The organism is Proteus sp. FZP2095, assembly GCF_023701425.1.
Classification (GTDB): domain Bacteria; phylum Pseudomonadota; class Gammaproteobacteria; order Enterobacterales; family Enterobacteriaceae; genus Proteus; species Proteus cibarius.
In genome coordinates, this window is record NZ_JAMQBJ010000001.1 from 475,089 (window position 1) to 498,270 (window position 23,182).

At 37.7% G+C, this 23,182-nt stretch carries 37 protein-coding genes and 1 tRNA gene; 24 read left to right on the forward strand and 14 right to left on the reverse strand.

Annotation, left to right across the window (positions count from 1 at the left end; all coding sequences use genetic code 11):
• Nucleotide 1 precedes the first annotated feature (1 nt).
• From phoP to rluE, 6 genes are all read right to left on the reverse strand, one after another.
• Complete coding sequence (phoP, locus tag NBG71_RS02080; RefSeq protein ID WP_075672656.1) at nucleotides 2–676, reverse strand: two-component system response regulator PhoP; 675 nt, start codon at nucleotides 674–676, stop codon at nucleotides 2–4.
• 214 nt (nucleotides 677–890) lie between these two features.
• Entirely contained in the window at nucleotides 891–2,261 is a 1,371-nt protein-coding gene (gene purB / locus NBG71_RS02085) for an adenylosuccinate lyase (protein ID WP_223672472.1), read from the reverse strand.
• Between the two features lie 31 nt (nucleotides 2,262–2,292).
• Nucleotides 2,293–2,922, reverse strand: coding sequence for a high frequency lysogenization protein HflD (hflD, locus tag NBG71_RS02090; RefSeq protein ID WP_075672654.1), 630 nt, complete (start codon nucleotides 2,920–2,922; stop codon nucleotides 2,293–2,295).
• Nucleotides 2,923–2,924: 2 nt separating this feature from the next.
• The gene (mnmA, locus tag NBG71_RS02095) at nucleotides 2,925–4,028 is read right to left on the reverse strand and encodes a tRNA 2-thiouridine(34) synthase MnmA (protein WP_075672653.1); all 1,104 of its coding nucleotides are present in this window, start codon (nucleotides 4,026–4,028) and stop codon (nucleotides 2,925–2,927) included.
• A 109-nt stretch (nucleotides 4,029–4,137) separates the two neighbouring features.
• The gene (locus NBG71_RS02100) at nucleotides 4,138–4,587 is read right to left on the reverse strand and encodes an NUDIX hydrolase (RefSeq protein WP_223672471.1); all 450 of its coding nucleotides are present in this window, start codon (nucleotides 4,585–4,587) and stop codon (nucleotides 4,138–4,140) included.
• Nucleotides 4,580–5,209, reverse strand: coding sequence for a 23S rRNA pseudouridine(2457) synthase RluE (gene rluE, locus NBG71_RS02105; protein ID WP_250916498.1), 630 nt, complete (start codon nucleotides 5,207–5,209; stop codon nucleotides 4,580–4,582). The genes NBG71_RS02100 and rluE overlap by 8 nt, the downstream gene beginning before the upstream one ends.
• 138 nt (nucleotides 5,210–5,347) lie before the next feature.
• Here rluE and icd point away from each other — a divergent pair, with 138 nt between their 5' ends.
• Together icd and NBG71_RS02115 are read left to right on the forward strand one after the other, a co-directional pair.
• The gene (gene icd, locus NBG71_RS02110) at nucleotides 5,348–6,601 is read left to right on the forward strand and encodes an NADP-dependent isocitrate dehydrogenase (protein ID WP_006537208.1); all 1,254 of its coding nucleotides are present in this window, start codon (nucleotides 5,348–5,350) and stop codon (nucleotides 6,599–6,601) included.
• Between the two features lie 87 nt (nucleotides 6,602–6,688).
• Nucleotides 6,689–7,330, forward strand: coding sequence for a hypothetical protein (locus tag NBG71_RS02115; RefSeq protein WP_250916499.1), 642 nt, complete (start codon nucleotides 6,689–6,691; stop codon nucleotides 7,328–7,330).
• Here NBG71_RS02115 and NBG71_RS02120 read toward each other — a convergent pair whose 3' ends face one another.
• Nucleotides 7,331–8,458, reverse strand: a complete 1,128-nt coding sequence (locus tag NBG71_RS02120; RefSeq protein ID WP_250916500.1) for a site-specific integrase — start codon at nucleotides 8,456–8,458, stop codon at nucleotides 7,331–7,333.
• Complete coding sequence (locus tag NBG71_RS02125) at nucleotides 8,439–8,681, reverse strand: excisionase (RefSeq protein WP_036894694.1); 243 nt, start codon at nucleotides 8,679–8,681, stop codon at nucleotides 8,439–8,441. The genes NBG71_RS02120 and NBG71_RS02125 overlap by 20 nt, the downstream gene beginning before the upstream one ends.
• Before the next feature lie 167 nt (nucleotides 8,682–8,848).
• Between NBG71_RS02125 and NBG71_RS02130 the strand changes: the two genes are divergently transcribed.
• A complete protein-coding gene (locus NBG71_RS02130; RefSeq protein ID WP_193775177.1) occupies nucleotides 8,849–9,010 on the forward strand; it encodes a hypothetical protein in 162 nt (53 codons plus the stop codon).
• On the opposite strand, the gene ssb is transcribed toward NBG71_RS02130, so the two are convergent.
• Both ssb and NBG71_RS02140 read right to left on the reverse strand, forming a co-directional pair.
• Nucleotides 9,007–9,423 (reverse strand): single-stranded DNA-binding protein, encoded by a 417-nt coding sequence (gene ssb / locus NBG71_RS02135; protein WP_250916501.1) that lies wholly within the window; start codon nucleotides 9,421–9,423, stop codon nucleotides 9,007–9,009. The genes NBG71_RS02130 and ssb overlap by 4 nt on opposite strands.
• Nucleotides 9,416–9,949, reverse strand: a complete 534-nt coding sequence (locus NBG71_RS02140) for a hypothetical protein (RefSeq protein ID WP_088495919.1) — start codon at nucleotides 9,947–9,949, stop codon at nucleotides 9,416–9,418. The genes ssb and NBG71_RS02140 overlap by 8 nt, the downstream gene beginning before the upstream one ends.
• A gap of 184 nt (nucleotides 9,950–10,133) precedes the next feature.
• Here NBG71_RS02140 and NBG71_RS02145 point away from each other — a divergent pair, with 184 nt between their 5' ends.
• Nucleotides 10,134–10,628 carry a hypothetical protein gene (locus NBG71_RS02145; protein WP_250916502.1) on the forward strand — a complete coding sequence of 165 codons (495 nt, stop codon included), beginning with the start codon at nucleotides 10,134–10,136 and terminating at the stop codon, nucleotides 10,626–10,628.
• A 212-nt stretch (nucleotides 10,629–10,840) separates the two neighbouring features.
• Here NBG71_RS02145 and NBG71_RS02150 read toward each other — a convergent pair whose 3' ends face one another.
• Both NBG71_RS02150 and NBG71_RS02155 read right to left on the reverse strand, forming a co-directional pair.
• Nucleotides 10,841–11,044: a hypothetical protein gene (locus NBG71_RS02150; protein ID WP_250916503.1), complete on the reverse strand. Its 204-nt coding sequence runs from the start codon at nucleotides 11,042–11,044 to the stop codon at nucleotides 10,841–10,843.
• Nucleotides 11,045–11,168: 124 nt separating this feature from the next.
• Nucleotides 11,169–11,876 (reverse strand): LexA family transcriptional regulator, encoded by a 708-nt coding sequence (locus NBG71_RS02155; RefSeq protein WP_234566516.1) that lies wholly within the window; start codon nucleotides 11,874–11,876, stop codon nucleotides 11,169–11,171.
• 86 nt (nucleotides 11,877–11,962) lie between these two features.
• Here NBG71_RS02155 and NBG71_RS02160 point away from each other — a divergent pair, with 86 nt between their 5' ends.
• From NBG71_RS02160 to NBG71_RS02240, 17 genes are all read left to right on the forward strand, one after another.
• Nucleotides 11,963–12,196, forward strand: a complete 234-nt coding sequence (locus NBG71_RS02160) for a transcriptional regulator (RefSeq protein ID WP_006533952.1) — start codon at nucleotides 11,963–11,965, stop codon at nucleotides 12,194–12,196.
• Nucleotides 12,197–12,247: 51 nt separating this feature from the next.
• Entirely contained in the window at nucleotides 12,248–12,706 is a 459-nt protein-coding gene (locus tag NBG71_RS02165) for a YmfL family putative regulatory protein (RefSeq protein ID WP_135022262.1), read from the forward strand.
• Between the two features lie 88 nt (nucleotides 12,707–12,794).
• Complete coding sequence (locus tag NBG71_RS02170) at nucleotides 12,795–12,974, forward strand: hypothetical protein (RefSeq protein WP_109395845.1); 180 nt, start codon at nucleotides 12,795–12,797, stop codon at nucleotides 12,972–12,974.
• Complete coding sequence (locus NBG71_RS02175; protein ID WP_069369408.1) at nucleotides 12,964–13,143, forward strand: DUF4222 domain-containing protein; 180 nt, start codon at nucleotides 12,964–12,966, stop codon at nucleotides 13,141–13,143. The genes NBG71_RS02170 and NBG71_RS02175 overlap by 11 nt, the downstream gene beginning before the upstream one ends.
• Before the next feature lie 12 nt (nucleotides 13,144–13,155).
• Nucleotides 13,156–14,247, forward strand: a complete 1,092-nt coding sequence (locus NBG71_RS02180; RefSeq protein ID WP_250916504.1) for a phage replication protein O — start codon at nucleotides 13,156–13,158, stop codon at nucleotides 14,245–14,247.
• A 72-nt stretch (nucleotides 14,248–14,319) separates the two neighbouring features.
• Nucleotides 14,320–14,703, forward strand: coding sequence for a RusA family crossover junction endodeoxyribonuclease (locus tag NBG71_RS02185; protein WP_036904907.1), 384 nt, complete (start codon nucleotides 14,320–14,322; stop codon nucleotides 14,701–14,703).
• Between the two features lie 17 nt (nucleotides 14,704–14,720).
• A complete protein-coding gene (locus NBG71_RS02190; RefSeq protein ID WP_250916505.1) occupies nucleotides 14,721–15,428 on the forward strand; it encodes a phage antirepressor KilAC domain-containing protein in 708 nt (235 codons plus the stop codon).
• Entirely contained in the window at nucleotides 15,428–16,453 is a 1,026-nt protein-coding gene (locus NBG71_RS02195) for a DUF968 domain-containing protein (protein ID WP_250916506.1), read from the forward strand. The genes NBG71_RS02190 and NBG71_RS02195 overlap by 1 nt, the downstream gene beginning before the upstream one ends.
• A gap of 28 nt (nucleotides 16,454–16,481) precedes the next feature.
• Complete coding sequence (locus NBG71_RS02200; protein WP_198626546.1) at nucleotides 16,482–16,865, forward strand: antiterminator Q family protein; 384 nt, start codon at nucleotides 16,482–16,484, stop codon at nucleotides 16,863–16,865.
• A gap of 311 nt (nucleotides 16,866–17,176) precedes the next feature.
• Nucleotides 17,177–17,389, forward strand: coding sequence for a transcription antiterminator/RNA stability regulator CspE (gene cspE, locus NBG71_RS02205; RefSeq protein ID WP_041701226.1), 213 nt, complete (start codon nucleotides 17,177–17,179; stop codon nucleotides 17,387–17,389).
• A 7-nt stretch (nucleotides 17,390–17,396) separates the two neighbouring features.
• Nucleotides 17,397–17,537, forward strand: a complete 141-nt coding sequence (gene ymcF / locus NBG71_RS02210) for a cold shock small protein YmcF (protein WP_418312483.1) — start codon at nucleotides 17,397–17,399, stop codon at nucleotides 17,535–17,537.
• A 339-nt stretch (nucleotides 17,538–17,876) separates the two neighbouring features.
• A tRNA-OTHER gene (locus NBG71_RS02215) sits at nucleotides 17,877–17,954 on the forward strand.
• 83 nt (nucleotides 17,955–18,037) lie between these two features.
• Nucleotides 18,038–18,445: a phosphate-starvation-inducible protein PsiE gene (gene psiE / locus NBG71_RS02220; protein ID WP_063109078.1), complete on the forward strand. Its 408-nt coding sequence runs from the start codon at nucleotides 18,038–18,040 to the stop codon at nucleotides 18,443–18,445.
• Between the two features lie 147 nt (nucleotides 18,446–18,592).
• The gene (locus NBG71_RS02225) at nucleotides 18,593–18,862 is read left to right on the forward strand and encodes a bacteriophage protein (protein ID WP_036904926.1); all 270 of its coding nucleotides are present in this window, start codon (nucleotides 18,593–18,595) and stop codon (nucleotides 18,860–18,862) included.
• A complete protein-coding gene (locus tag NBG71_RS02230) occupies nucleotides 18,862–19,332 on the forward strand; it encodes a lysozyme (protein WP_250916507.1) in 471 nt (156 codons plus the stop codon). Before NBG71_RS02225 ends, NBG71_RS02230 begins: the two co-directional genes overlap by 1 nt.
• Nucleotides 19,314–19,472: a hypothetical protein gene (locus NBG71_RS02235; RefSeq protein WP_196721869.1), complete on the forward strand. Its 159-nt coding sequence runs from the start codon at nucleotides 19,314–19,316 to the stop codon at nucleotides 19,470–19,472. Before NBG71_RS02230 ends, NBG71_RS02235 begins: the two co-directional genes overlap by 19 nt.
• 2 nt (nucleotides 19,473–19,474) lie before the next feature.
• A complete protein-coding gene (locus NBG71_RS02240; protein WP_088495908.1) occupies nucleotides 19,475–20,005 on the forward strand; it encodes a hypothetical protein in 531 nt (176 codons plus the stop codon).
• 422 nt (nucleotides 20,006–20,427) lie between these two features.
• Here the strand turns inward: NBG71_RS02240 and NBG71_RS02245 are convergent, their stop codons facing one another.
• Nucleotides 20,428–20,703 (reverse strand): glycine zipper domain-containing protein, encoded by a 276-nt coding sequence (locus tag NBG71_RS02245; RefSeq protein ID WP_088495907.1) that lies wholly within the window; start codon nucleotides 20,701–20,703, stop codon nucleotides 20,428–20,430.
• Nucleotides 20,704–21,308: 605 nt separating this feature from the next.
• A complete protein-coding gene (locus tag NBG71_RS02250) occupies nucleotides 21,309–21,530 on the reverse strand; it encodes a hypothetical protein (protein ID WP_088495906.1) in 222 nt (73 codons plus the stop codon).
• Nucleotides 21,531–21,672: 142 nt separating this feature from the next.
• Here NBG71_RS02250 and NBG71_RS02255 point away from each other — a divergent pair, with 142 nt between their 5' ends.
• The 3 genes from NBG71_RS02255 to NBG71_RS02265 all read left to right on the forward strand — a co-directional run bounded on the left by NBG71_RS02255 (nucleotide 21,673) and on the right by NBG71_RS02265 (nucleotide 23,180).
• Nucleotides 21,673–21,945, forward strand: a complete 273-nt coding sequence (locus NBG71_RS02255) for a hypothetical protein (RefSeq protein WP_088495905.1) — start codon at nucleotides 21,673–21,675, stop codon at nucleotides 21,943–21,945.
• Between the two features lie 203 nt (nucleotides 21,946–22,148).
• Complete coding sequence (locus tag NBG71_RS02260; protein WP_109409618.1) at nucleotides 22,149–22,496, forward strand: HNH endonuclease; 348 nt, start codon at nucleotides 22,149–22,151, stop codon at nucleotides 22,494–22,496.
• A gap of 213 nt (nucleotides 22,497–22,709) precedes the next feature.
• The gene (locus NBG71_RS02265; RefSeq protein WP_250916508.1) at nucleotides 22,710–23,180 is read left to right on the forward strand and encodes a phage terminase small subunit P27 family; all 471 of its coding nucleotides are present in this window, start codon (nucleotides 22,710–22,712) and stop codon (nucleotides 23,178–23,180) included.
• The last annotated feature ends 2 nt before the right edge of the window (nucleotides 23,181–23,182 follow it).

Here is a 23,182-nt window from a genome sequence, read left to right on the forward strand (position 1 = left end):
ATTAAGGTTTCATATCAAAACGGTAGCCTTGCCCGCGTACTGTAACCACCACGTCATCAGGGTATTTTTCTAAGATTTTTTTACGTAGTCGGCCCATCAGTACATCAATAGTGTGACTCTCTTTTAATTCAGCATCTGGATATAACTGACGCATTAATGCATCTTTACTAACAACTTTATTTTGATTGCGCATTAATGTTTCTAAAATTGTATATTCAAATGCGGTTAACTTAATTTGCTCTCCTGAAATCATGAATTCTTTACGTGATAAATCCAATTCAAACGGTTCAATGGCGAGAGTTTGCGATGCAATTCCCATGTTTCTTCGCATTAAAGCCTGAATACGTGCAACAATTTCCTCAAAATGAAAGGGCTTTGTCACATAGTCATCAGCACCTGCATTTAATGCTGAGACTTTTTCTTGCCAACTTTCACGGGCCGTTAAAACCATTATTGGTAGGGTGATATTATTCTCTCGCCATCTACGAATAAGGCTAATACCATCTTCATCCGGCAATCCTAAATCCACAATGGCAACATCAGGTGTACCTTCTGCTATAAAACTATCTGCTTCTTTGGCATCTTCTGCTGCATCAACTTGATGTCCAGCATCACGAAATTGCACAGATAAGTGATGGCGAAGTAAGATATTATCTTCAATAATTAAGATCCGCATTATTCCACCTTGAGTACAATCAGCAAAAATTCACTGTTGTAAAATAAATACAGGAAATGATAGTTAAACTATTATATAAAAATATGGGCTCATCATAGACAATCTAGCGCTTAAAAAACACTGTATCCAGCAAAGTGTTTAAGTTATAGATAGTTTTCTCTGTGTTTTGGTTATAAAAAAAGGCAGAAATTATCTGCCTTTTTAGAGAGGAAAATTAGTTTAACTTATCAACAAGTTGAGTTGCAAAACCAATATAGCTTTCAGGTTTCATTGCTTTTAAGCGTACTTTTTCATCTTCCGGTAGTTCTAAACCATCAATGAAAACGGCCATATCTTGTTCTGTAATGCGTTTACCACGAGTAAGCTCTTTCAGCTTTTCGTAAGGTTTTTCAATGCCATAACGACGCATTACAGTTTGGATTGGCTCTGCTAACACTTCCCAGTTGCAGTCTAATTCTTCACGAAGATGGCTTTCATTCACTTCGAGTTTATTAAGACCTTTCATGGTTGACTGATAAGCAATCAGCGCATAACCAATACCAACACCTAAATTACGTAGTACTGTTGAGTCTGTTAAGTCACGTTGCCAGCGAGAAACAGGTAATTTACTAGAAAGATGTCCCATAACTGCATTTGCTAACCCTAAGTTTCCTTCAGAGTTTTCAAAATCAATTGGGTTTACTTTGTGAGGCATGGTTGATGAGCCAATTTCCCCCGCAATCGTTTTTTGTTTAAAGTGATTTAGTGCTACGTAACCCCAAATATCACGGTCGAAATCGATTAAGATAGTGTTGAAGCGACCAATACAATCAAAAAGCTCCGCAATATAATCGTGTGGTTCAATTTGAGTTGTGTACGGGTTCCATGTAATACCAAGTGAAGTGACAAATTCTTCACTAAATTGATGCCAGTTTACTTCCGGATACGCAGCTAAGTGAGCATTGTAGTTACCCACTGCACCGTTGATTTTGCCTAAGATCTCAACTTGTGTTAGTTGACGATATTGGCGTTCCATACGGTAGGCAACGTTAGCAAATTCTTTACCAATTGTAGACGGCGTTGCAGGTTGACCATGAGTACGAGAAAGTAATGGTAAATCACGGTATTCCTGAGCCATTTTACTAATGGTATCAATAAGTTCGCGCCATGCAGGTAATAAGATCTCTTGGCGTGCTGTTTCTAACATAATGGCATGAGACAGATTATTAATATCTTCAGAAGTACAAGCAAAGTGAATAAATTCAGAAACCTGATGTAAAGCAGGGATGGTCGCCACTTTTTCTTTTAAGAAATATTCTACGGCTTTTACATCATGGTTAGTGGTGCGTTCGATAGTTTTAATACGCGCTGCATCTTCTTCATTGAAGTTAGCAACAATTGCATCAAGGTAATCGTTTGCGTTTTTTTCAAAGGCTGGAACTTCTTTTATGTCGGCGCAAGATGCCAGCTTTTGTAGCCAGCGAACTTCTACCTGTACACGGAATTTCAGAAGACCGAATTCACTAAAAATAGAACGTAACGACGAAGTTTTACTACCGTAACGACCGTCAATCGGTGAAATCGCTGTCAGCGAAGATAATTCCATTGTTGGCAACTCCCAGGTTGAATTTAAAGTATTAACATTGAGCGAGAAAATCATCAGCTTGTCGCAGAATAGTCTTTTGATGCAGTAAAAAATCAAAACGACGACCACCGACTTGACGCCAGAGCACAGCACTACGAATGCCAGTTAATAACAACGCTCTAACTTTAGCTTGAATAATAGGGTTCTTTAAAAGATCAATAGAGCCATGAACCTGAATGCGAGGGCCAACAGGGCTAACGGCATCAACATAAACGCCTGCAAGTGCATTAAATACACCTTCAGACATAGGTTCAAAATAACTTTTTTGGCGCTCTAGTTGAGAAATTTTTTGCGATAAGTGTGAGCTGTAATCATCATTTCTATTGATAAGACGCTCTAGATTGATTAAACCTTGCTGATAAGTCATCAATTCAAGCGTTAGCTTTTCTCTTCTTACCGCCTGATGAATGGCTTTCAGTGTTTGAAAACCTAATTTTAAGTGGCTGATTTGATTGCCATAAACATCTAGTGTTGAAGTTGGGTTGAGATTAAAAACACTGTTAACCATTACTTCAACATCGTTCTCGTTCGCACTACCTTGGTAAGCAATTTGCTGAACGAGACGACTTGCTTGGCAGATGCCTGCCAATGCAAGTGTTATATCACGAAAATCTTTAGCCACATCTACTCCTGAATACGTGTTTCAATGATCCCGCCACCTAAACAGACTTCGTCTTGATAAAAGACGGCTGATTGTCCTGGAGTTACAGCGGCAACAGGATAATCAAAGCGGACTTCAATTTTATCTTCACCTAATGGTGTTACTGTACACTCAATATCAGGTTGGCGATATCGTGTTTTAACAGTACAGCGGAAAGCTTCAGTTATAGGTTCTCTTGATACCCAATGTAACTGCTGAGCAATTAGACCAACAGACATTAATCTTGGATGTTCATGACCTTGAGCGACAACAAGAATGTTTTTCTCAACATCTTTATCAACCACATACCAAGGATCTTCTCCACCATCTTTAGTACCACCAATACCTAAACCTTTACGCTGACCTAATGTGTGATACATTAAACCTTGGTGTTCACCAATAGTTTCACCATCAACAGTCACGATAGCACCGGGTTTTGCAGGCAAATAGCGCGATAGGAAATCGGTAAATTTACGTTCGCCGATAAAACAAATACCTGTTGAATCTTTTTTCTTTGCTGTTGCTAAATCAAGCTTTTCAGCAATTTTTCTGACTTCAGGTTTTTCCATTTCACCAACAGGGAAAAGGCTTTGTGCAATTTGCTCATGACTTAATGTGTATAAGAAATAGCTTTGGTCTTTGTTATTATCAACACCGCGAAGTAATTGACTTTTACCATCAATATCGCGACGACGAACGTAGTGACCTGTTGCTATGTAATCAGCACCCAAATCTTCAGCAGCATATTCTAAAAATGCTTTAAATTTTATTTCTTTATTGCACAGAATATCTGGGTTTGGGGTACGACCAGCTTTATATTCAGATAAAAAATGTTCAAAAACATTATCCCAATATTCAGCGGCAAAATTGATGGTATAAAGCTCAATACCAAGCTTATCACACACGGCTTGTGCATCGGCAAGGTCGGTAGAGGCTGAGCAATATTCTGTATCGTCGTCTTCTTCCCAGTTCTTCATAAACAGACCAACGACCTGATATCCCTGTTCCTTAAGAAGATAGGCTGAGACGGATGAATCTACGCCACCGGACATTCCTACGATGACTTTTTTTTGGCTGTTATCTGACATGACTGGATCTCACTGCGGAAAAATAAGCGCCATACTTTACCATATCACTGACACAGGTGCATCAAGTCTTACTCTGTTTTTGATGCTTTGTTTTTTCCTTTTCTATTATTTAGTTAAAGGGAGTTCCAAAGCTACTCAAGATAGAGAGGGGATAACGTTCATCTTGTTGATAACATAACAGGCTTTCCCTCACCAGCGGTGAACGTAGTTGCTGGCTATGAATAATTTCATCAGCACTAACCCAGAGGCAACAATTAATATCGCTATCTTGAGGTTGTGTTTCAAATTGCTCTTGCGCCTCAATAAGAAAAAGAAAACGTAGAAAAGGGGTTTTATCCGGCGCAATCCATTGATGTAATTTAAGAAAATGTTGAACAGGAAGTGTTAACCCTGTTTCTTCCCATAATTCACGCTGAACAGCCTGAATAAGCGTTTCATTGGCTTCAAGATGCCCAGCAGGTTGATTCCACGTTGCTTTTCCATTGACCGTTTCTTCAACAACAAGAAACTTATTTTTTGCATGAACGATACAAGCGACAGTCACATGAGGTTTAAACAAAATCAATCTCCTTCCATTCACCAGGTAATAAGTTATCCAATGTAATATTTCCCATACTAAATCGGATCAAACGCAATGTTGGATAACCAATATGAGCCGTCATTCGTCTCACTTGATGGTTTTTACCTTCAAATAACGTTATTTTTAACCAACTCGTCGGGATAGTTTGACGTTTTCTAATTGGAGGGTTTCTCTCCCATAGCCATTCGGGCTGTTCAACTATTTCGATTTGTGCTGGTAATGTTTTGCCGTCTTTAAGTTCTAACCCATCTCTAAATTGTTGTAATGAGTCCGTACTTGGAATGCCTTCAACCTGAGCATAGTAGATTTTTCCTGTTTTTTTACCCGGTTGTGTTAATTTTGCTTGTAACTTCCCATCATTTGTTAAGACTAAAAGTCCTTCACTATCTCTATCTAAACGTCCAGCTGCATAAATATCATGAATAGGAATAAAATCTTTTAGTGTTTTTCTGCCATTTTCATCCGTAAATTGCACAAGAACATCGAAGGGCTTGTTGAAGATAACAACTTTACGCTCACCTCTTGGGCGTACTGGTTTTCTTTGTGCTGATGGAGTGTAGTGTTTTCTCGATTTAGCGCTATTTTTAAGTTGATTTGCCATAGTTAATTTTTGTAAAAAATGGGAGATTGATTATACCTTAAAAGAGAAGCGATTGGCGTTAGCTGAATAATCAAGTAGTATTGACAGGTCTCTTACAAAAAATTAACAAAGCGTGCGCTTACATGAAAGGAGAGGTAAATGGAAAGCAAAGTAGTTGTTCCGGCTAATGGCGCTAAAATTACACTAGATGCTAAAGGTAAGCTTGTTGTTCCAAATAATCCGGTTATCCCTTATATCGAAGGGGATGGTATCGGTATCGATGTCACGCCAGCAATGTTAAAAGTTGTTGATGCAGCAGTTGAGAAAGCTTACGGAAAAGAACGTAAGATTGAGTGGATGGAAGTCTACACCGGCGAGAAATCAACGCAGGTTTATGGTAAAGATGTTTGGCTACCAGAAGAAACCTTAGATCTTATCCGTGAATATCGTGTTTCTATTAAAGGTCCTCTTACTACCCCTGTTGGCGGTGGTATCCGTTCATTAAACGTTGCATTACGTCAACAACTAGACCTCTATATTTGCCTACGTCCAGTACGTTATTACAAAGGCACTCCAAGCCCAGTTAAACAACCTGAACTAACTGATATGGTTATCTTCCGTGAGAACTCAGAAGATATCTATGCAGGTATTGAGTGGAAAGCGGGCTCAGCAGAAGCAGATAAAGTTATTAAATTCCTACAAAATGAAATGGGTGTAACCAAAATTCGCTTCCCACAAGATTGCGGTATTGGTATCAAACCTTGCTCAGAAGAAGGAACTAAACGCTTAGTTCGTGCAGCGATTGAATACGCTATCGATAACGATCGTGATTCAGTTACATTGGTACACAAAGGTAATATTATGAAATTTACCGAAGGTGCCTTTAAAGACTGGGGTTATGAGTTAGCACGTGAAGAATTCGGTGGTGAATTATTAGATGGTGGTCCTTGGGTTAAAATCAAGAATCCAAAATCAGGTAAAGAGATCATCGTTAAAGATGTTATCGCCGATGCATTCTTACAACAAATCCTGCTACGTCCAGCAGAGTATGATGTAATCGCATGTATGAACCTTAATGGTGACTATATTTCCGATGCATTAGCGGCTCAAGTAGGCGGTATCGGTATCGCTCCGGGCGCAAATATAGGTGATGAGTGTGCTTTATTTGAAGCAACACACGGTACGGCACCAAAATATGCAGGCCAAGATAAAGTTAACCCAGGCTCTATCATTCTTTCGGCAGAAATGATGTTACGCCACATGGGTTGGACAGAAGCGGCTGACTTAATCATTAAAGGTATGGAAGGCGCGATTGCCGCTAAGACCGTCACTTATGATTTCGAACGTCAGTTAGAAGGCGCTAAATTGCTGAAATGTAGCGAGTTTGGTGACGCGATTATCAAACACATGTAATTGTTGATTTGATAAATAGTTAACGGGAGCTTATTAGTTCCCGTTTTTTATTGTCAATTTTGAAATGGTTATCAAAAAGTTATCAAAATGAATTATCAAAATGTTCTAAAAATATTAAATAAAATAGAGAAAAAGCATTTTTTTTCTTTTCTAACATTACTTTTTATTTTATGTCTATTATTTGCATATGTTGGAGATGAAAATAATTATTTTATTGGAAATATAATCCCTGAGTTAATAGGTGTATGCATAGAACTATTTATTTTTATGCTTATTTTTGATCAGTGGCGATTGAGAGAAAGTAAAAATAATAAAATAAAAGTTGAAAGGCGTTTAAGAGAGTTTTTGATTTTTTTTCTTGATAAGGCTTGTGATGGGTTATCAGAAAATCTAAAGGTAGGAAGATTTTATGGTTCTGATTATACCGAAAATCAGAAAATGTTAGATAACTTCATTCAACATATAGAGCAACAAGGTTTAAATGAAAATGTTATCTTACAAGTTAAGAAATATTGCGACAATCAAAAAGATGTTTTTAACAACCTTATATCTGTTTCTGCTGAACTTGAAAATGAACATTTTAAGTCATGGGCACGAATTTCTTATTTTATAAATGCTATCTCGACTAATGAAGAAAAAACAAGTGTAGCGATGATCGAGATCTTAAAAAATATTAGGCGCTTTGATAAAACATCCCATGACTCTGAATTATATGTAGGTGCTAAATAATTAGATTTTTATTAATAACCAGTCTTTGCCTCTGTCATCATGATATCTATCGGTTTGCTGTTGGTTTTTATGACCCAGCAAATCTTTAGTATTTATACCTTGTGCTCGATATAACCTTTCAGATAAAGAACGCTGTTCATGAAATGTTGCAGGTGTTCCTTCTCCCCAATCAATATCCGTTTTATTTCTCGCTTTTTTAAAGTTAGTCGTTAGCGTATTTGCAGTAACTTGATCACCACGTTTAGCTTGTGAAGTAGTATGAAAGTAATGAATAAGATAAGGGCTAATAACGCGATCACGACAACGGGCAACAACATCACGTAATGACATATTTAATTGTTCAGAACGTAGTGATAATGGAATAGCTAATTTAGTACCCGTTTTTTCTTGAGTAATATGCAAATGATCATCCCAAATATCACTAAACTTCATTGCGGAAATATCACCTAATCGTTGCCCAGTAATTAATGCAAGCAACATCGCGTTCCCGACATAACGATGTTGTTTATCAGCAATCTCAAATATCTTTTTCCATTCATCAAAATTGAGGCGTTGGCGAGTTACTTTTCGTTTCGGTTGTTTAGTGGCGAGGGCAGGGTTATAACCGGGAGGAACTTCACCTGCATGTTGCGCTTCTTTAAATACATCAATTAAAACAGAGCGAATAACTTGTGCCATTCTGTGCTGACCATTAGATTTATATTCATCCAGAATTTCAGCAATATCTCTGGCATCAACAGCGGGTAATGGTTTCATGGATAAGGCTTGCCTCATTAAATCTACCGGCTTCCTTTTTTGTTTATAAGTATTCGGCTTTATATCACCTTCTTTTAAACGCTCTTCTTGAATAATCCAGTATTTATCCAACCAAGTATTAACCGTAATTTCTTTACCTTTTATTTTTGCCACCCGATCACCAATAGCCATAACTTGTCGGCTACGTTGTTCCGCTAACCTTGTGTTAGCTTCAATGGCTATTGCTTTCGCCTCGGCTTCATTATCACCGAGGGCATGATATTTACCTGTTACAGGATGGCGGTAACGCCAATAAACCTTGTTAGCTTTACGACTAAATAAAGGGTAAAGATTTGGAATATTGACGTTATTCTTACGAGGTCTGGCAGCCATCTTTGAGGATCCTTTGTAAAATAGGGTTATCGTTGTTATTGATAACTGGTGATGTCAAATTACCGACAAGGTCGGCATCTTCTCTCACGCGCCAAATGCCACCTTCTTTCCTTGCTGGTGGGTAGAACAGGCCACCACGAGCATATCGTTGTAGCGTTCCTAACTTTGGTGGACGACTTTTATATCTTTCTTGTGCCCACTCCTCTAAAGTCAACATTTGCATATTTTTCTCTCCACACTGTCCGTACACAGTTTAAATAGATATTAGTTAATGCTAATAGCTAGTAGCCATTTTGTGTTTGTATATCTTAATTATTTTATTTAAGTTGAATAATTTGATTGATTAACTAAGATAGTTAAACAAAATGTAACTTTAATTGAAATTTATATATGTTTGGTAATAGAAAAGAAAACAAAGATTTAAATGATGATTCTGAGCTAGATAAAATAGAAAAAATATCTAGCACATTACTTGATTTAGTCGTTGGTATATCGCTAGTTTTTATTGTAACCATCGTTGTCTTTGTTATCGCTTTTACTTACTTTACTTAAAATGGAATATCTTCAAAACCTACGGGTGGTTGTGATAGTGGTGTTGTCTGTGAAGCTGTCGATTTAATTGCACCACCTAGCATCTGCATCGAGCCACCAACCTTTACAACAACTTCAGTTGTGTAACGCTTAACACCGTTATCATCCCATTCCCGTGTTTGCAGTTTTCCTTCGATATAAACTTGTGAGCCTTTACACAAATAGCCACTGGCAATATCTGCAAGCTTTCCAAACAAAACGACACGATGCCATTCTGTTTTTTCGCGATTTTCACCCGTTTGTTTATCGCGCCATTTTTCTGATGTGGCCACAGCTAAATTAGCAACAGCACCACCAGAGGGAAGATAACGAATTTCAGGATCACGCCCTAAATTGCCAATAAGAATTACTTTGTTTACTGATCCGTTAGCCATTTTCAGTTCCCTTATAAAGTTCATTAAAACGTCGGAGGAATAAGGCTTTTGCTTGTGGGGGTGTTAGTGGGTTAACAACAAAATCACTTGCTGGAATACCTTCAAGCATTAACCAGTTACTACCTGTATCAATTTCTAAATCACGCTTTTCTGTGGCTAACATCATTAAGTCAGCAAAATGAACCGCATCAGATTTAGATTCAGGTAGCCCAAACTTTTTGCGGATCATCTTTTCTACACGTAATTCAATTAATTTATATTCAGGCAATAGCTTTTTAAGTGGTGATGACAGGTCTTTGACATAGGCTTCACTGGCATCATGAAGTAGGGCTTCTAAAGCATATTCAGGTGCAACTAAATAGCTGACATATACAGAGTGCTGAGCAACAGAATAGAAATTATCAATCTGCCCATTAAAACGACATTCATTAGCAAGGCCACTGGCAATATCTTGAATATCTATATCTTCGATCCGTACATCGAGATAATAAAAATGTTTATTTGTTGCTGTTGCAATATAAGACATATTCTCTCCACACAATTTTTAGGTAATAAGAATTCCTCTCGAATTAATCGAGATTAAATTTCCCTGGTGTTGCTAATAAAAAATAAAAATGGATTTACACTTCAAATATTGTGCCTGATTATTTTCCCACCTCAGGCGGTGGTGGTATTCTTGGAAGTTCCTACACAACCAAGAGATTATTAAGATGTTAGGTTTTAGCAGAGCATTACAACTAAGAATTCTAGAAGTTGCAGTACAGGATTATCCCAATACAATTCAGCCTGAAAATATACCGTCAGATCTTTCTGACATTGATAATGATATCTTATTAAAAAATATTGCATATCTTAGTGAAGAGGAAATGATAACCGGCGGAGTAATCCATGTAATGGCTGGTGCATTTCCTGAACTTACATTAGTAAAAGCTACTAGACATGCTGTAAATTTACTTACAGAGGAAGGTAGTATATCCACCTCTCTCAAAGTGATTACTGTCAGACTGCATGATGAAACATTAAATGAAATTCGTGATTTCATTACTTTAAACGTTCCTGACCCAGAAGAAAGGAAAGGGTATTTGCAGCGCTTAAAAGAGCTTCCCGCTGACGCCACAAAACACATCGTGCTTCAACTATTGGGTAAGGGATTGAATCAGATACCGGACGCAGTTCAGTGGCTACAAACAGTGCTCCGTTCTTAACAAATTCAGATTCTTCACTATGTTTTACAAACTTAAGCCAACCGACGGTTTTATGTAGTTCTAACCAAAAATCTTCATAAAGATTGTCGGTTGACAGAGTTAGCGCGTTCTTATGAAAGACTAAGGCATAGATCCTGATATTTTGTTTTTCATTAGTAGTATTACCCACGCTAATTTCCCTCCACACAATTGATTCTCTTCACACATAAAAATCATTTACTTTGTATCTGAATAGCACTTTTATTTGTGTACTCTGCTATTTCAGCATCTAGTCTTGCTAATTTATCCACCAGCTCTTCACATCTTGCGTTTAACTCACCGAGGACTTTGATAGACGATAGTTTCTCTTTCATCCAATCAACAACATCTGCATCAGTGAAATTGGCTGGCGGTATAATTACTGGTTCAGTTGTCATAGCTGCTCTCTTCACACAGTTTATTTCGCTTTAGAAATAGAATGCAACTAAAAGTAGATATTGTCAACTACTAAAAGTAGAAAGTGGAGGCATAAAAAAACCAACTTTTAGTTGGTTTTAATGTTTATGCGAATTGTTTAAATGACATTGGTAGGCTTCTTATAAGCTTTCCATGAAAATAAACTTCATGTATTTCATGATCATCAATAAAAAATGGAGGGTAAAAATCATTATCTGATATTACAGCTAACTTCCTACCTTTAACGCGTTGCAATCGTTTAATAAAGGTAGAATCTTCAAAGTTAAAGATATAAATACCATCACCATTGAACTGATTTATTTTGGTATCTATAAAAAGTAAGTCTTTAGGGTTCAGTGTGGGAGTCATGCTATCACCATCCACATTGATGATCATTACGCCGTCTAGATTACTACGACCAAATAACTCATAAATACGTTCTTGTGGTATTTCTATTGATCTAACTACTTCTGGGAATGGATTATTAATATAGCCATTTCCTGCTGACGCAAAAGCCTCGATTTGTCTAACTGTGGCTGTATCTTTATTAAATTCGTTTTGCGGATCAGCTTGTAGACCTACACCATAGTCAAGATATGCGGGGGTTGAAAAAACGGTTTTAGCAACTAATTCCATCTTATCATCTCTAGGTTTGGCTGTGCCTAATGTATATCGACGTGCCATTTCATAAGACACACCAACTTGTTCGGACAATTGCCGAATATCTACATTAACCTCTTTCATTCGCTGAGTTAGTCGTTTAGCGAAACTATCGTATTTGTTATTTTCTACCATAAGTAGAATTCTATCCACCAATCTCACCCTTGTCATTTCTATTTTAAGTTGTTTTATTTGTCTACTTTGAGTAGTATTGATGTATCACTTAAGGAGAGGCATCTATGCACCAAGAAAATTATACAGAAAAAGCAATTAGAACAATCGGGGTGCCATCTGCAGTATCTCGAATGTTTGGCTTTAATTCCCCTCAATCAGTTTTTAACTGGATTAAAAATAACAAAGTACCAGCAGAGCGAGTGATCCAACTATGTGAGTTAGGTGGTTGGGTTGTATCACCGCATCAACTACGACCTGATCTCTACCCAAATAAAACCGATGGTCTACCAAAACAATAACAAAACCGTTTAAAGCAGTTAACTACAAGAATTTATCAATGGTGGTAGGAAATGAGTAACCAATCAATAAAACAGGTAGTGAAAGAAATGTGTGAGGCGACAGCTGGTGGACGTGAGGCAATGGCTGGAGCACTAGGTCTGTCTTTAACATCATTCAACAACAAGCTTTATGAGAAAAACGGTTGTCGCTCATTTGATTTAAACGAGTTGTTAGCGATGCAAGATATATCTAAGACCGTTTTATTTGCTGAATTTGTCGCTCGTGAATCAAATCGTTTACTCGTTGACAGAATTAGTCCTGCGGAACTGGATGAAACGGAATTGTTTGTACTGCGTAGTGGTGTTGACGAAATGCAGGGGCGTTTAGCTTTATTCATGAAAGATAGCTTGGCTGATGGCGTTATTGATAACGAAGAAGAGCGAAAGATAAAAATGATGTTGGATGGATTAATTTCACAGATCCGCACATTTATGAATGCGTTTGTTTCGTTACATCAAAAGAGAAATTAAAGATGGCTATATCCAGAAAGGGTGAAGCCAAAGGTGTACGGCCTCTGGCTTCGGTTTGCAAATTTCAATTGTGTGAAGAGAAATTAGCATGAGTAGATTATCAAACTTAGCATGCCGTACGCAAGTACGGGCTTCAATGCGTGATGGTCGTTTTGTCTATGAAATTAAAGTACCAGAAGGCTATGAAGAAACAAACTACCAATTTATGCGTTGGCTTGTAGATGATTTCAATTCAAAACATGGTTTAAGGGCGGGCAATGAACAATGAGAACCCAAACCAACTTGATCGCTACTACAAAAATCACAGGGGTATCGTTGTCCATGTTGTTCGTTATGACAGAGAAAAACAGCGTGTCATTTTTATGCTGGATGGTTGTGACGATCCACAATGTGAACCCTTACAACGATTTAAAGAGAAGTACACACGTATTAAGTAATGAGGTGGCAAGATGAGTTTATTATTACTAAAAAGTCGCCCTTTAGTCGTTATTCCTGAATTAGCGGTACGTCTTGGTTTAAATGAGGCGATGCTGTTACAGCAAATTCAATATTGGCTAACTGAAACTACTTCAGGTGTTGAATATGACGGCTCACGCTGGATTTATAACACCGTCGAAGAGTGGAAGAATCAATTTCCTTTTTTCTCTGAATCAACGATTAAACGTGCTTTTACTAATTTAAAAAAGCAGGGCGTTTTACGCATCGAGCAAATCAATAAATCGAATCATGACCGCACTAATTATTATGCGATTAACTACGGTCATCATCTGCTGACCGATGAGGTCAATATGACCCAATCGAATAGCGATAACTCATCTAATCGAACAGTTCAAAATGACCTTATCGATAAGCGCAAATTGAAACCTTCAAACAGTTCAAAATGCGCTGTTCTGAACGGGTCAAAATGGCCTGTTCTTACAGAGAATACAACAGAGATTACTTCAGAGAGTACAACAAAAACAGATCATTCGTCGCAGAATTCTGGCGAATCCAGCGACCAGCCGAAAAATGATTTTTTAACTCGTTATCCTGAAGCCGTGATTTACAGCGCTAACTTTCAAAAATGGGGCGATGAAGGTGATTTAAAAACGGCGAAATGGATGTTTGGTCGTGTTAAAAAACTGAATCCATCTGCGCTAGAGCCTACTTGGTATGACTGGGCTAACGATATTCGTTTGATGCGTCAAATCGATGGACGTACCCATGAACAAATTTGCGCTTTGTTCGACTGGGCCAACAAAGATTCATTCTGGCACCAAAACATTTTAAGCCCTCGTAAATTACGTAAACACTTTGATGAATTGATCGTTCGTAGCCAAAAACCAAAGGATGAGCCAAAGGTTCAAATTGATACTGTTGAACGTGACAGCGCTTTCTCTCGCTTGATTGGCTCTCGTTCTAAACCTCAAAACCGTATTGAAGAAATTGCACTTGAATTAGCGGGTAAGACAGGTATTCGCCGTATGAGTGAGTTTTCTGGTCGCCAAGCATGGAACAGTATTTGGAAGCAAGCGACCGAAATGTCACAGGAGGCTCAGTAATGCTAACTAAATACATTTTGTTCGTTGGGTTTTGGTTTGTAGTGACATTACTGATTGGCTTATGGGGGACTTATGCCTGAACTCATGCTCACGTTGCCATTTCCACCTAGTGTTAACTCGTATTGGCGAAACATTAAGGGTAGAACGCTGATCAGTGAAAAAGGGCGTAAGTTTCGAATTAACACGATTGCCTCTGTGTATGAGCAGCTAAAACGAAAACCTAAAGCAATTAAAGAAAATGTCTCTGTCCTGGTTCGCTTATACCCACCAACAAAACAGCGTAGAGACATCGATAACTTTTTAAAAGCCCCGTTTGATGCATTAACACACGCGGGTATTTGGGAAGATGATCAGCAAGTGAAGCACATGGATGTGATGCTAATGGAAGTCGTAAAGGGTGGAAAGTTAGAAATTACTATCCGCTCATTTAATAACGTGATGTACGGTCACGAGTAAAAGTGGAGAGAAATAGCATGATGCAAAGAACAATGGAAGTTTCAGCATTACCCGCAATAAATCGCGAATTAACTATGTCGAGTAGAGAGATTGCCAGTTTAACTGGAAGTAATCACTCAGATGTTAAACGTTCTGCAGATAGACTTTTTATTGCTCGAATTTTAACCCAGCCATTGGCTGAGTTCCCTTTTGAGCATAACGGCAATCAATATACTGAATATCGTTTTAATAAAAGAGACTCCTTAGTGCTGGTGGCTCGATTATCACCTCAGTTCACAGCGAAAATTGTCGATCGCTGGCAGGAATTAGAGTCAAAAATGCAACCGATTATTCCTCAAACATTACCAGAGGCATTGCGATTAGCTGCGGACTTGGCAGAAGAAAAACAAAAACTGGAAAGTGAGCTGGCCATTGCCACACCTAAGGTTCAGTTTGTTGATAATTATGTTTTATCCACTGGTTCTATGACATTTCGACAAGTATGTAAATTACTGCAGGTGAAAGAAACTGATTTTCGCTGTTTTCTAATAGATAAGAAAATCATGTATCGCTTGAATAATACATTTACGCCTTATCAAACCCATGTCGATCTTGGTCGCTTTGAGATAAAAACGGGCACTAATCAAACCAATAACCATGCATTTGCACAACCACGGTTTACCGCTAAAGGCGTGAAGTGGATCGCTGGGTTATGGGCTGAATATAAAGTAGGGGATATCATTTAATGAAATTACTGTTAACTCCCTACATTCAGCCAGAACTTGGTGTTGTACTACTTAAACCAGGCGCTGAATTACTTGAGCAATTTAAGCGACATTCTCGTGTGATTATTAGTGATGTGCCGAAAAGTTTAGATGTTCTCCCGTCGGGAGCATTAACTGGCGATGAACAGCCGATTTTAAACAATAAGCACATCATTCAATTTCTTAATAGCAAAAAAGTGATCCACACCATTGATAAAGTGGCACCGATGGATTCGTGGGTTATTAGTAATATCAAATACTGTCAGATTGATAACGACGAAGACAATTATCATCACCATGAGTTAGTTACGACCTTTAATGAAGAAGGAGTTATTCGCACTTGCTGGCATCACGATAATCATATTCGTCATTCATCTGCGGGTTGGATTGCTGAATTAGCTCATAAAAATCGTATCAATTGGATGTTAGATACTATTCGTAGTCGTTTGAGATTAGATAGTGGCCACCAGCTGACGATACCAGATTTTTTCTCATTTGCGGTTATGCATAACTTGGTTGATGAATTGCCTGAACCAATATTACGCCAGATTTTAAATTGGTCAGATAAACAAGAGGAACGCAAAGTTCATGGTGGTTTTCCTGAAGCTGACATTATTCCAAGTAATGTGACAGCGCTATCAGCAATGAATGAGCGTTTAGATGCAATAAAACCTGTGATTAAAGTTGCTATCGATCCGGAGCCACCAGCGTCATTTCTTCTTAAACCTAAAATGCAACGTTGGGAAAATACCCAATGGTTGCAATGGGTGAAGACTCAACCGTGTTGCGTGTGTGGGCAACAGGCTGATGATCCACACCATATTATTGGGTATGGCATGGGCGGTATGGGTACTAAGGCTCATGACTTATTCACTATTCCATTATGTCGCATTCATCATGACGAGTTACATCGTGACCCAAAACAGTGGGAAGCCACTCACGGTAATCAACTCGAATTGTTATTTCATTTTTTAAACCGTTCGTTAGGCATCGGTGCATTTATTTAACGTGTGTACGGCACGAGGAGTATTAGGCATGAGAGATATGCAGGAAGTTTTATCACGTTGGGGAGCATGGTCGGCAGATAATACTGAGTCGGTCCAATGGTATTCGATTGCTGCGGGATTTAGTGGACTAATACCAAGTAAAGTTAAAGCACGTCCTCAATGTTGTGAAGACGATGCAATAATTATTTCTAGTTGTATGGCGCAATTGAATAAAAAGAATAGTGATATGCATGACCTATTGCTTGATTACTATTTATTCGGAATGACATTTATGCAACTTGCTAACAAGCACAATTGTTCTGATGGGCATATAGGTAAAAAATTACAAAAGGCAGAAGGAATAATAGAAGGTATGTTGATGATGCTGGATGTATCATTAGAGATGGATCAATATGTGGAAAAAGCTATATAAAACTTTACGTACGTAAAATAAGTGATATTGTGATAAGACTGACATCAAGGTCAACCAACTTATAAACCCGCTTTTGCGGGGTTTTTATATATAAAATAAAGTTTGCTATCTGAGTTTATCTATGGCCTAATGGCGTTACTGGTTTGGAAGTACAGGCCTATTTATGTTAGTCAGTTTAAAGTTTTTCACCGTTTAGCGTTATCCTCGATACCACTTCATTGCGAATTCCTTCTAATTAATTCCCATAAGTAAAAATAAAAAACAAACCTTCATATGCCTTATGGCAAATTAAATAAATTAAAGGAAATTCTATGTCTAATACAATGACTGGTTCAGTTAAATGGTTTAACGATGATAAAGGTTTTGGTTTCATCACTCCTAAAGATGGAAGTAAAGATGTATTTGTACATTACTCTGCAATTCAGAGTGATGACTTCAAATCTCTGATGGAAGGCCAAGAAGTTTCATTTACCATTGAAAATGGTATGAAAGGTCCTGCAGCAGGCAACGTGGTGGCTCTCTAAAGGCGCTATTACTATTCGCCTCTATTTTAAATGCCCTTGTTGTAGCGGTTCACAATATAGAACATCACAATTTGATGTCACAGTGAACAATCCACACGGCGCAAAATGTATCTTTTGCAAAAGTGTGATGACAGCTCAAATGAGTTAAGCGTTAAATAGTTGAATATATAAAACCTCGTTTTGGCGGGGTTTTTTTGTTGCTTAAATTTAAAGATGATCCCTTTATATTTTAAAACGTACATATTCATTAGTGTGTGGTAAACTTAGGAGAGTAAACATACCTCATTGCTATCAACAGCAAACCTTGCATTTGCAAGTTTTTATCGAAAATAGATGTGGTATCTAAAGGAATGATTTCCTAAGGAGATGCCTATGAATTGGTCTGCGCTATTACATCTAATCCCCACTTTTTTACGGAATGTAATTATCATTGCTTTATTGCTCTTAGTTGCATTTATGATAGTTCGTTGGTTCAGGTAAATTCATTCCGCCATTAGCTTAACTGGGAGAGTATTTAGTTTTATTTAAACTAAAAGTCGAGGTTCGATACCTTGATGGCGGCCCAATTAAATATAAAGCTTCTCATCTATTTTTTATTTTAATCTATAGAAAACTTGATATTAGGGGCATAAACTCTTAGGAGTTATTATGACAGGACTAAATCAAACAAAAGTAATTAGTCGAGTTTTACAATGGATTAGTAGTGTTGGCCTGATATTGCTTGCAATTATTTTAATAATTTTTTTAGTTAAAGAAACTATTATTCTTGCTAATTTGTTGTTTACAGTTAGTGATCCAGTTTCAATTTATTTATTAGTTGATGGACTTATCATTTACTTTCTGTATTTTGAGTTTATTGCCTTAATTATTAAATACTTTCAATCAAATTATCACTTTCCATTACAATATTTTATTTACATCGCTATCACAGCTGTAATTAGACTTATTGTTGTTGAACATAAAAATCCGCAATTACTTATCGTATATTCAGGAACAATCCTTATTCTAGTTATTGCATTGTATATTGCTAATGCAGAAAGATTGAAGCCAGAATAAGCTAAAGTATCTCATTTAAAAGGTCGCCACGTGCGGCCTTTTTTTATATACGTAGATCATAGTATCAATCACATACTGATTACTTCACATAAAAACTGTTTATCTGTATCTCTTTAACTAAACTCGGACACTCCGTAGGGGGTGACTATGCGCATGGAAAAATTGACCAATGCTACCTACGGAACAGCTGGCTTAACTGCCTTTTTTGCAAGTCTCTCACTTTATGAATGGGGATTTGTAATAGGGATGGGATTCAGCATGCTCCTTGGATTAGCAACTTATTTTATGACACAGCGAGAACAACGAAAACGAACAGCGTTATTTGCTGAATTAGTTCACCGTAATTGTTCTAGTGATCCGCAAGACATAGAAAAGATAGTTGGCGAGATGCTGACTAAAGCTAAAAAGGACATTTAATGAACCTAAAACAAAAGGTGACAGCAGTTGCAAGTGCTGGTGCGGTAAGTATTGCGATAACAGTGATTGGTTACTTTGAGGGAGTGCGTTATGAACCTTATCGTGATGTTGCTGGAATTCTGACTGTTTGTTATGGCCACACAGGGAATGACATTATTCAAGGTAAGACATACACACAGCAAGAATGTGACGAGTTACTTCAGAAAGATTTTATTAGAACTCAACAACAAGTTGATGTCCTGGTTAAAGTGCCGGTAGATGATAAAACAAAAGCTTCTTTATATTCCTTTGCTTTTAATGTGGGTACCACGGCTTTTGCACGCTCTACATTGCTCAAGAAATTAAATGCAGGTGATCAGTATGGTGCCTGTGAAGAAATGAAACGCTGGGTTTATGCGGGTGGCAAGGTATGGCGAGGGTTAGTCAGTCGTAGAGATGCGGAGTCAGCACTATGTCATGGAAACCTTTAATTATCGTTATCAGCTTTATTCTCGTATTACTCATCACGGTCGCTGGTGGCATTTATCTCTCAATTGATAATTCATGTGTTAACGATAAAGCCAGTTTAGACAAGCGCTGTCAGATAGCTCTCTCACATCATCGGTACTAATTATGAAGCATTGGAAACTTTACATTGCCATTGTAATGGTAGGAATTGTCGCTGGTGGTTATATTGCCAACATCATACAAGATATCATTACTCAAAGAGATAATTTAATAGTAGAGAATAAGCAATTAACAAAAGAAAATAATAGTTACTCAAAGCTGTTAAGTGATCAGATATTTCAATTTAATAGATTTAATCAAATAGCGACTACAGCCTACCGCTATGGCATTCAGGCAGATGCAAAATCACAGGAGAAAATCATTGAATATAGAACGATCCTTAAAAAAGAGCCGACTTGTGATTTGCTTGTTCCTCAACATATTACTGATGGGTTGCTCAAGCACACCTATGAGTTACGGTCAATGTATAGAGATACCCAAGACATTGACTCAACCAGTGTTAGTGCCTCTACCGTCCGAACTTTAACATATTGCCAAGTGGTATTATGGATACCTTCCTTGTTATCGACAATAGAAAAAGCTAATGAGCAATTAAAAGCAATACGGGAAATTGAAGCGAAGAAAGTAAAAAAATAGACCCGCGGGTTTAATGGGGGTCTGAATGTTTTAGATAACATGGATCTTATTATTTTGCCCAAGTGAACAGGTCGCTCTTCACTGGAACATCAACCGTACTCCGTTGCTTAAATAATAGCCATTTTATATTTGTAAAGGTTCATAGCCACTAGTTAATAGCTGGTGTTTTTGTATCTGTAGAAAGGATGGTTGATTTCATCAGGCTGACGGGGAAGCCGTAAGTGATTAAGGTAGCGTAGTGATACATGATGATGCAACCGCCATCAGACCTACTAACACCACAATCAGAAATTATTGGTTATTCTGAGAGCGAATTGCAGAGTTAGAGTCAGTGATATTAGAGTTACAAGATTACATTAGAATGGAGTGTTTGTGATAATCCCCTTCAACAAGAGAAGGGGAATTAAACAAAATTGTAAAAACTATTTTTTATTTAATAGATAACCAATAACAAAACCGACACCTGCAGAAATGGCTACCGAAGTTAGTGGATTCTTTTTAATTCCGAGTTGTGTGTTTTTGACACATTCTTGTGCGGAATCGAGTAATTGCGATGTTACTTGTTTTCCAGCACCACAAATTTCTTTCGCATCACCTTTTATTATGTGCTCAGGAGAATCGATTACTTCTCCATATTTAATTTGTGCTTTACCTAGGGTTTCTGTGGCTTTACCTTCAGCTTTCTCAAAAAGTCCCATAATGTTACTCCTATAGTTAATTTGTTTTGTGCAAAAAATATAATTATAAGTGGGTAGATAGTTTTAATATTAAATAATCGCCACTATAAGAAAGGTATATGTAAGGTTGGTAATCACCCGAATAGGAGTGAGCAGATTAAAATAGGGAAACTAACTATAAACTGTTAAAAATATAATTATTCATGACTTTTATTGTCACTGAGTAATCGGGTTATTTTTATAATTTAAAAAATAGCTCATCAGAGATGAGCAACTATTACATTAAAAAATTATCAATTTTTATAGTTCAAGCGAAACACAATGAGTTAAACGACAGTACACTGTTGTTTAAATAATAGCCACTTTATATTTGTAAAGTTTCATAGCCATCAGTTAATAGCTGGTGGCTTTTTTAATGATAGGTCGTTGTGAATATTCAACAAAGAATAGAAATTCGTGCACTATAAGTACAAGTAGAACGACAAGGACAACAAATTACAGACTTACAAAAACAGCTCGATGATATGGAATCAACGAACTGTGAATCAAACATTATTAAAAAAGCGCTTTCACAAGAAATGGATAATATCATCAACCAACAGGCAACAAATGGAGAACCAAAGCGGTTACTTTCCGTATGAGTCTATTCTTGCAAGTAGTTCAGCTTCAGCTTGTTCATGTATTTCTTTGATAGTTTTATTTTTCACGTCATCAACGTAAAGATGTATGGTGAACTCCTCTGCACCATTATCTTTGTTAATTCCGTAGAGAGATACCCTTACATTAGATGTATTGGGATCTGATATTAATTCAGAAAATACTTTGACACTGTTAAATTCTAGTTTCATGCAAACCTCATAGCGAAGTAAACCAGCCATTTCTTTAGTAAGTTTCTCAGGGCTGAATACTTCAAATAATCTAATGGATATTTATTTATACCCTGATATTTGATCAGGGGTCATTGTACTGCCTTTTTTGTTGGAGAGCACTGTGTCAGATAAATTAAAAGTAACGGTAGATACAGCAAACCTAGATAAGTTAGAAGAACAACTAATCCGCATTAAGCAACCAATGCAAGATGTAGGTATCAAGGTCAGTGTTAAACCTGAGCAAAGCAATGATTTCTTTATTGCAGGTTTAGGTAATTGTTTTATGAAAGATGCTGTTATTGATGCGGGAAAGCTAAAGTGCTGTGCATCAAGTGATGCCGTATTAAGCGGTGTAATTACTGGCGGTAAGTTAGAACCAGACATCAAGGCTTAAATGGCAGATTTACGCATGTAAGCTAATCGACAAGATGTTGCTATCAATGAGTTAAAAAGAGTAATGGAAACTCGGCATCAAGCATTTTCGCAAGCCATAAGTGATTTAAATAACAGAACGTGGTGTAGTCAGAAGTAAAGGTGAGAAATCTCACCTTTAAAATCAATGAGGATTATTATCCTCTTTAGGTTATAGGGTATCACATGCCACCTCGTATACCTCGCGCGTGTCGTAAACAGGGATGCGCCAAGACAACAACAAAACGTAACGGTTACTGTGAAGATCATCAGAACTTAGGATGGGAAACCCACCAGCGCGGTAAGTCTCGTCATCAACGTGGTTATGGTGCCCAATGGGATAAGTTACGAGCACGTATACTCAAGCGTGATAAGTATCTGTGCCAAGAATGCTTAAGAGCCGGACGAGCAACTGAAGCGAAAACAGTCGACCATATCATTGCTAAAGCGCATGGGGGTACTGATGCAGACACTAACCTGCAGTCATTATGTATTCCATGTCACAGAACCAAGACAGCAAAAGAAAGAATTTAAATTAAACTATAAGTCATTGATATATATCTAATATATAAAGATATAAAAATATTTGATTTTATATTGAAACTATAGCGTGTAGGTAGGAGGGGAGGGTCAAATCTCTACCACTTTCGCCTTATAGGACCGCCCCCTTACCTCTTTTCACATCACCGCAGGTTAGAAAACTTTTTTTGGGGAACCCCAAGCGATTATTGATAGGAGATTTCTATTATGGCTGGACCGCCTAAAACCCCGTCACATCTGCAATTGGTGAGGGGTAACCCATCAAAACGACCGATTAATAAAAAAGAGCCAAAACCGCCAAAAGGGGTACCCCCAACTCCGAAGCATTTCACTAAGCAAGGTAAGTATTGGTTTAAGCGTATTGCTGAAGAACTTGATACAATGGGTGTCATGAGTCAGATGGATGCTAAGGCATTGGAGTTACTCGTCGAAGCTTACACTGAATATCGACATCATTGTGATGTTCTCGATGAAGAAGGCTATACCTACAAAAACAATACAGAAAGTGGATTGATGATAAAGGCGCATCCATCTGCTGCAATGAAGGCAGACGCATGGAAACGTATTCGCGCCATGTTAAGTGAATTTGGAATGACTCCCGCTTCTCGAGCAAAAGTCACTATGAACACTCCTGCCGAAGAAGATCCTTTTGAGGCATTTTTGAAAAAGCGCAAATGATG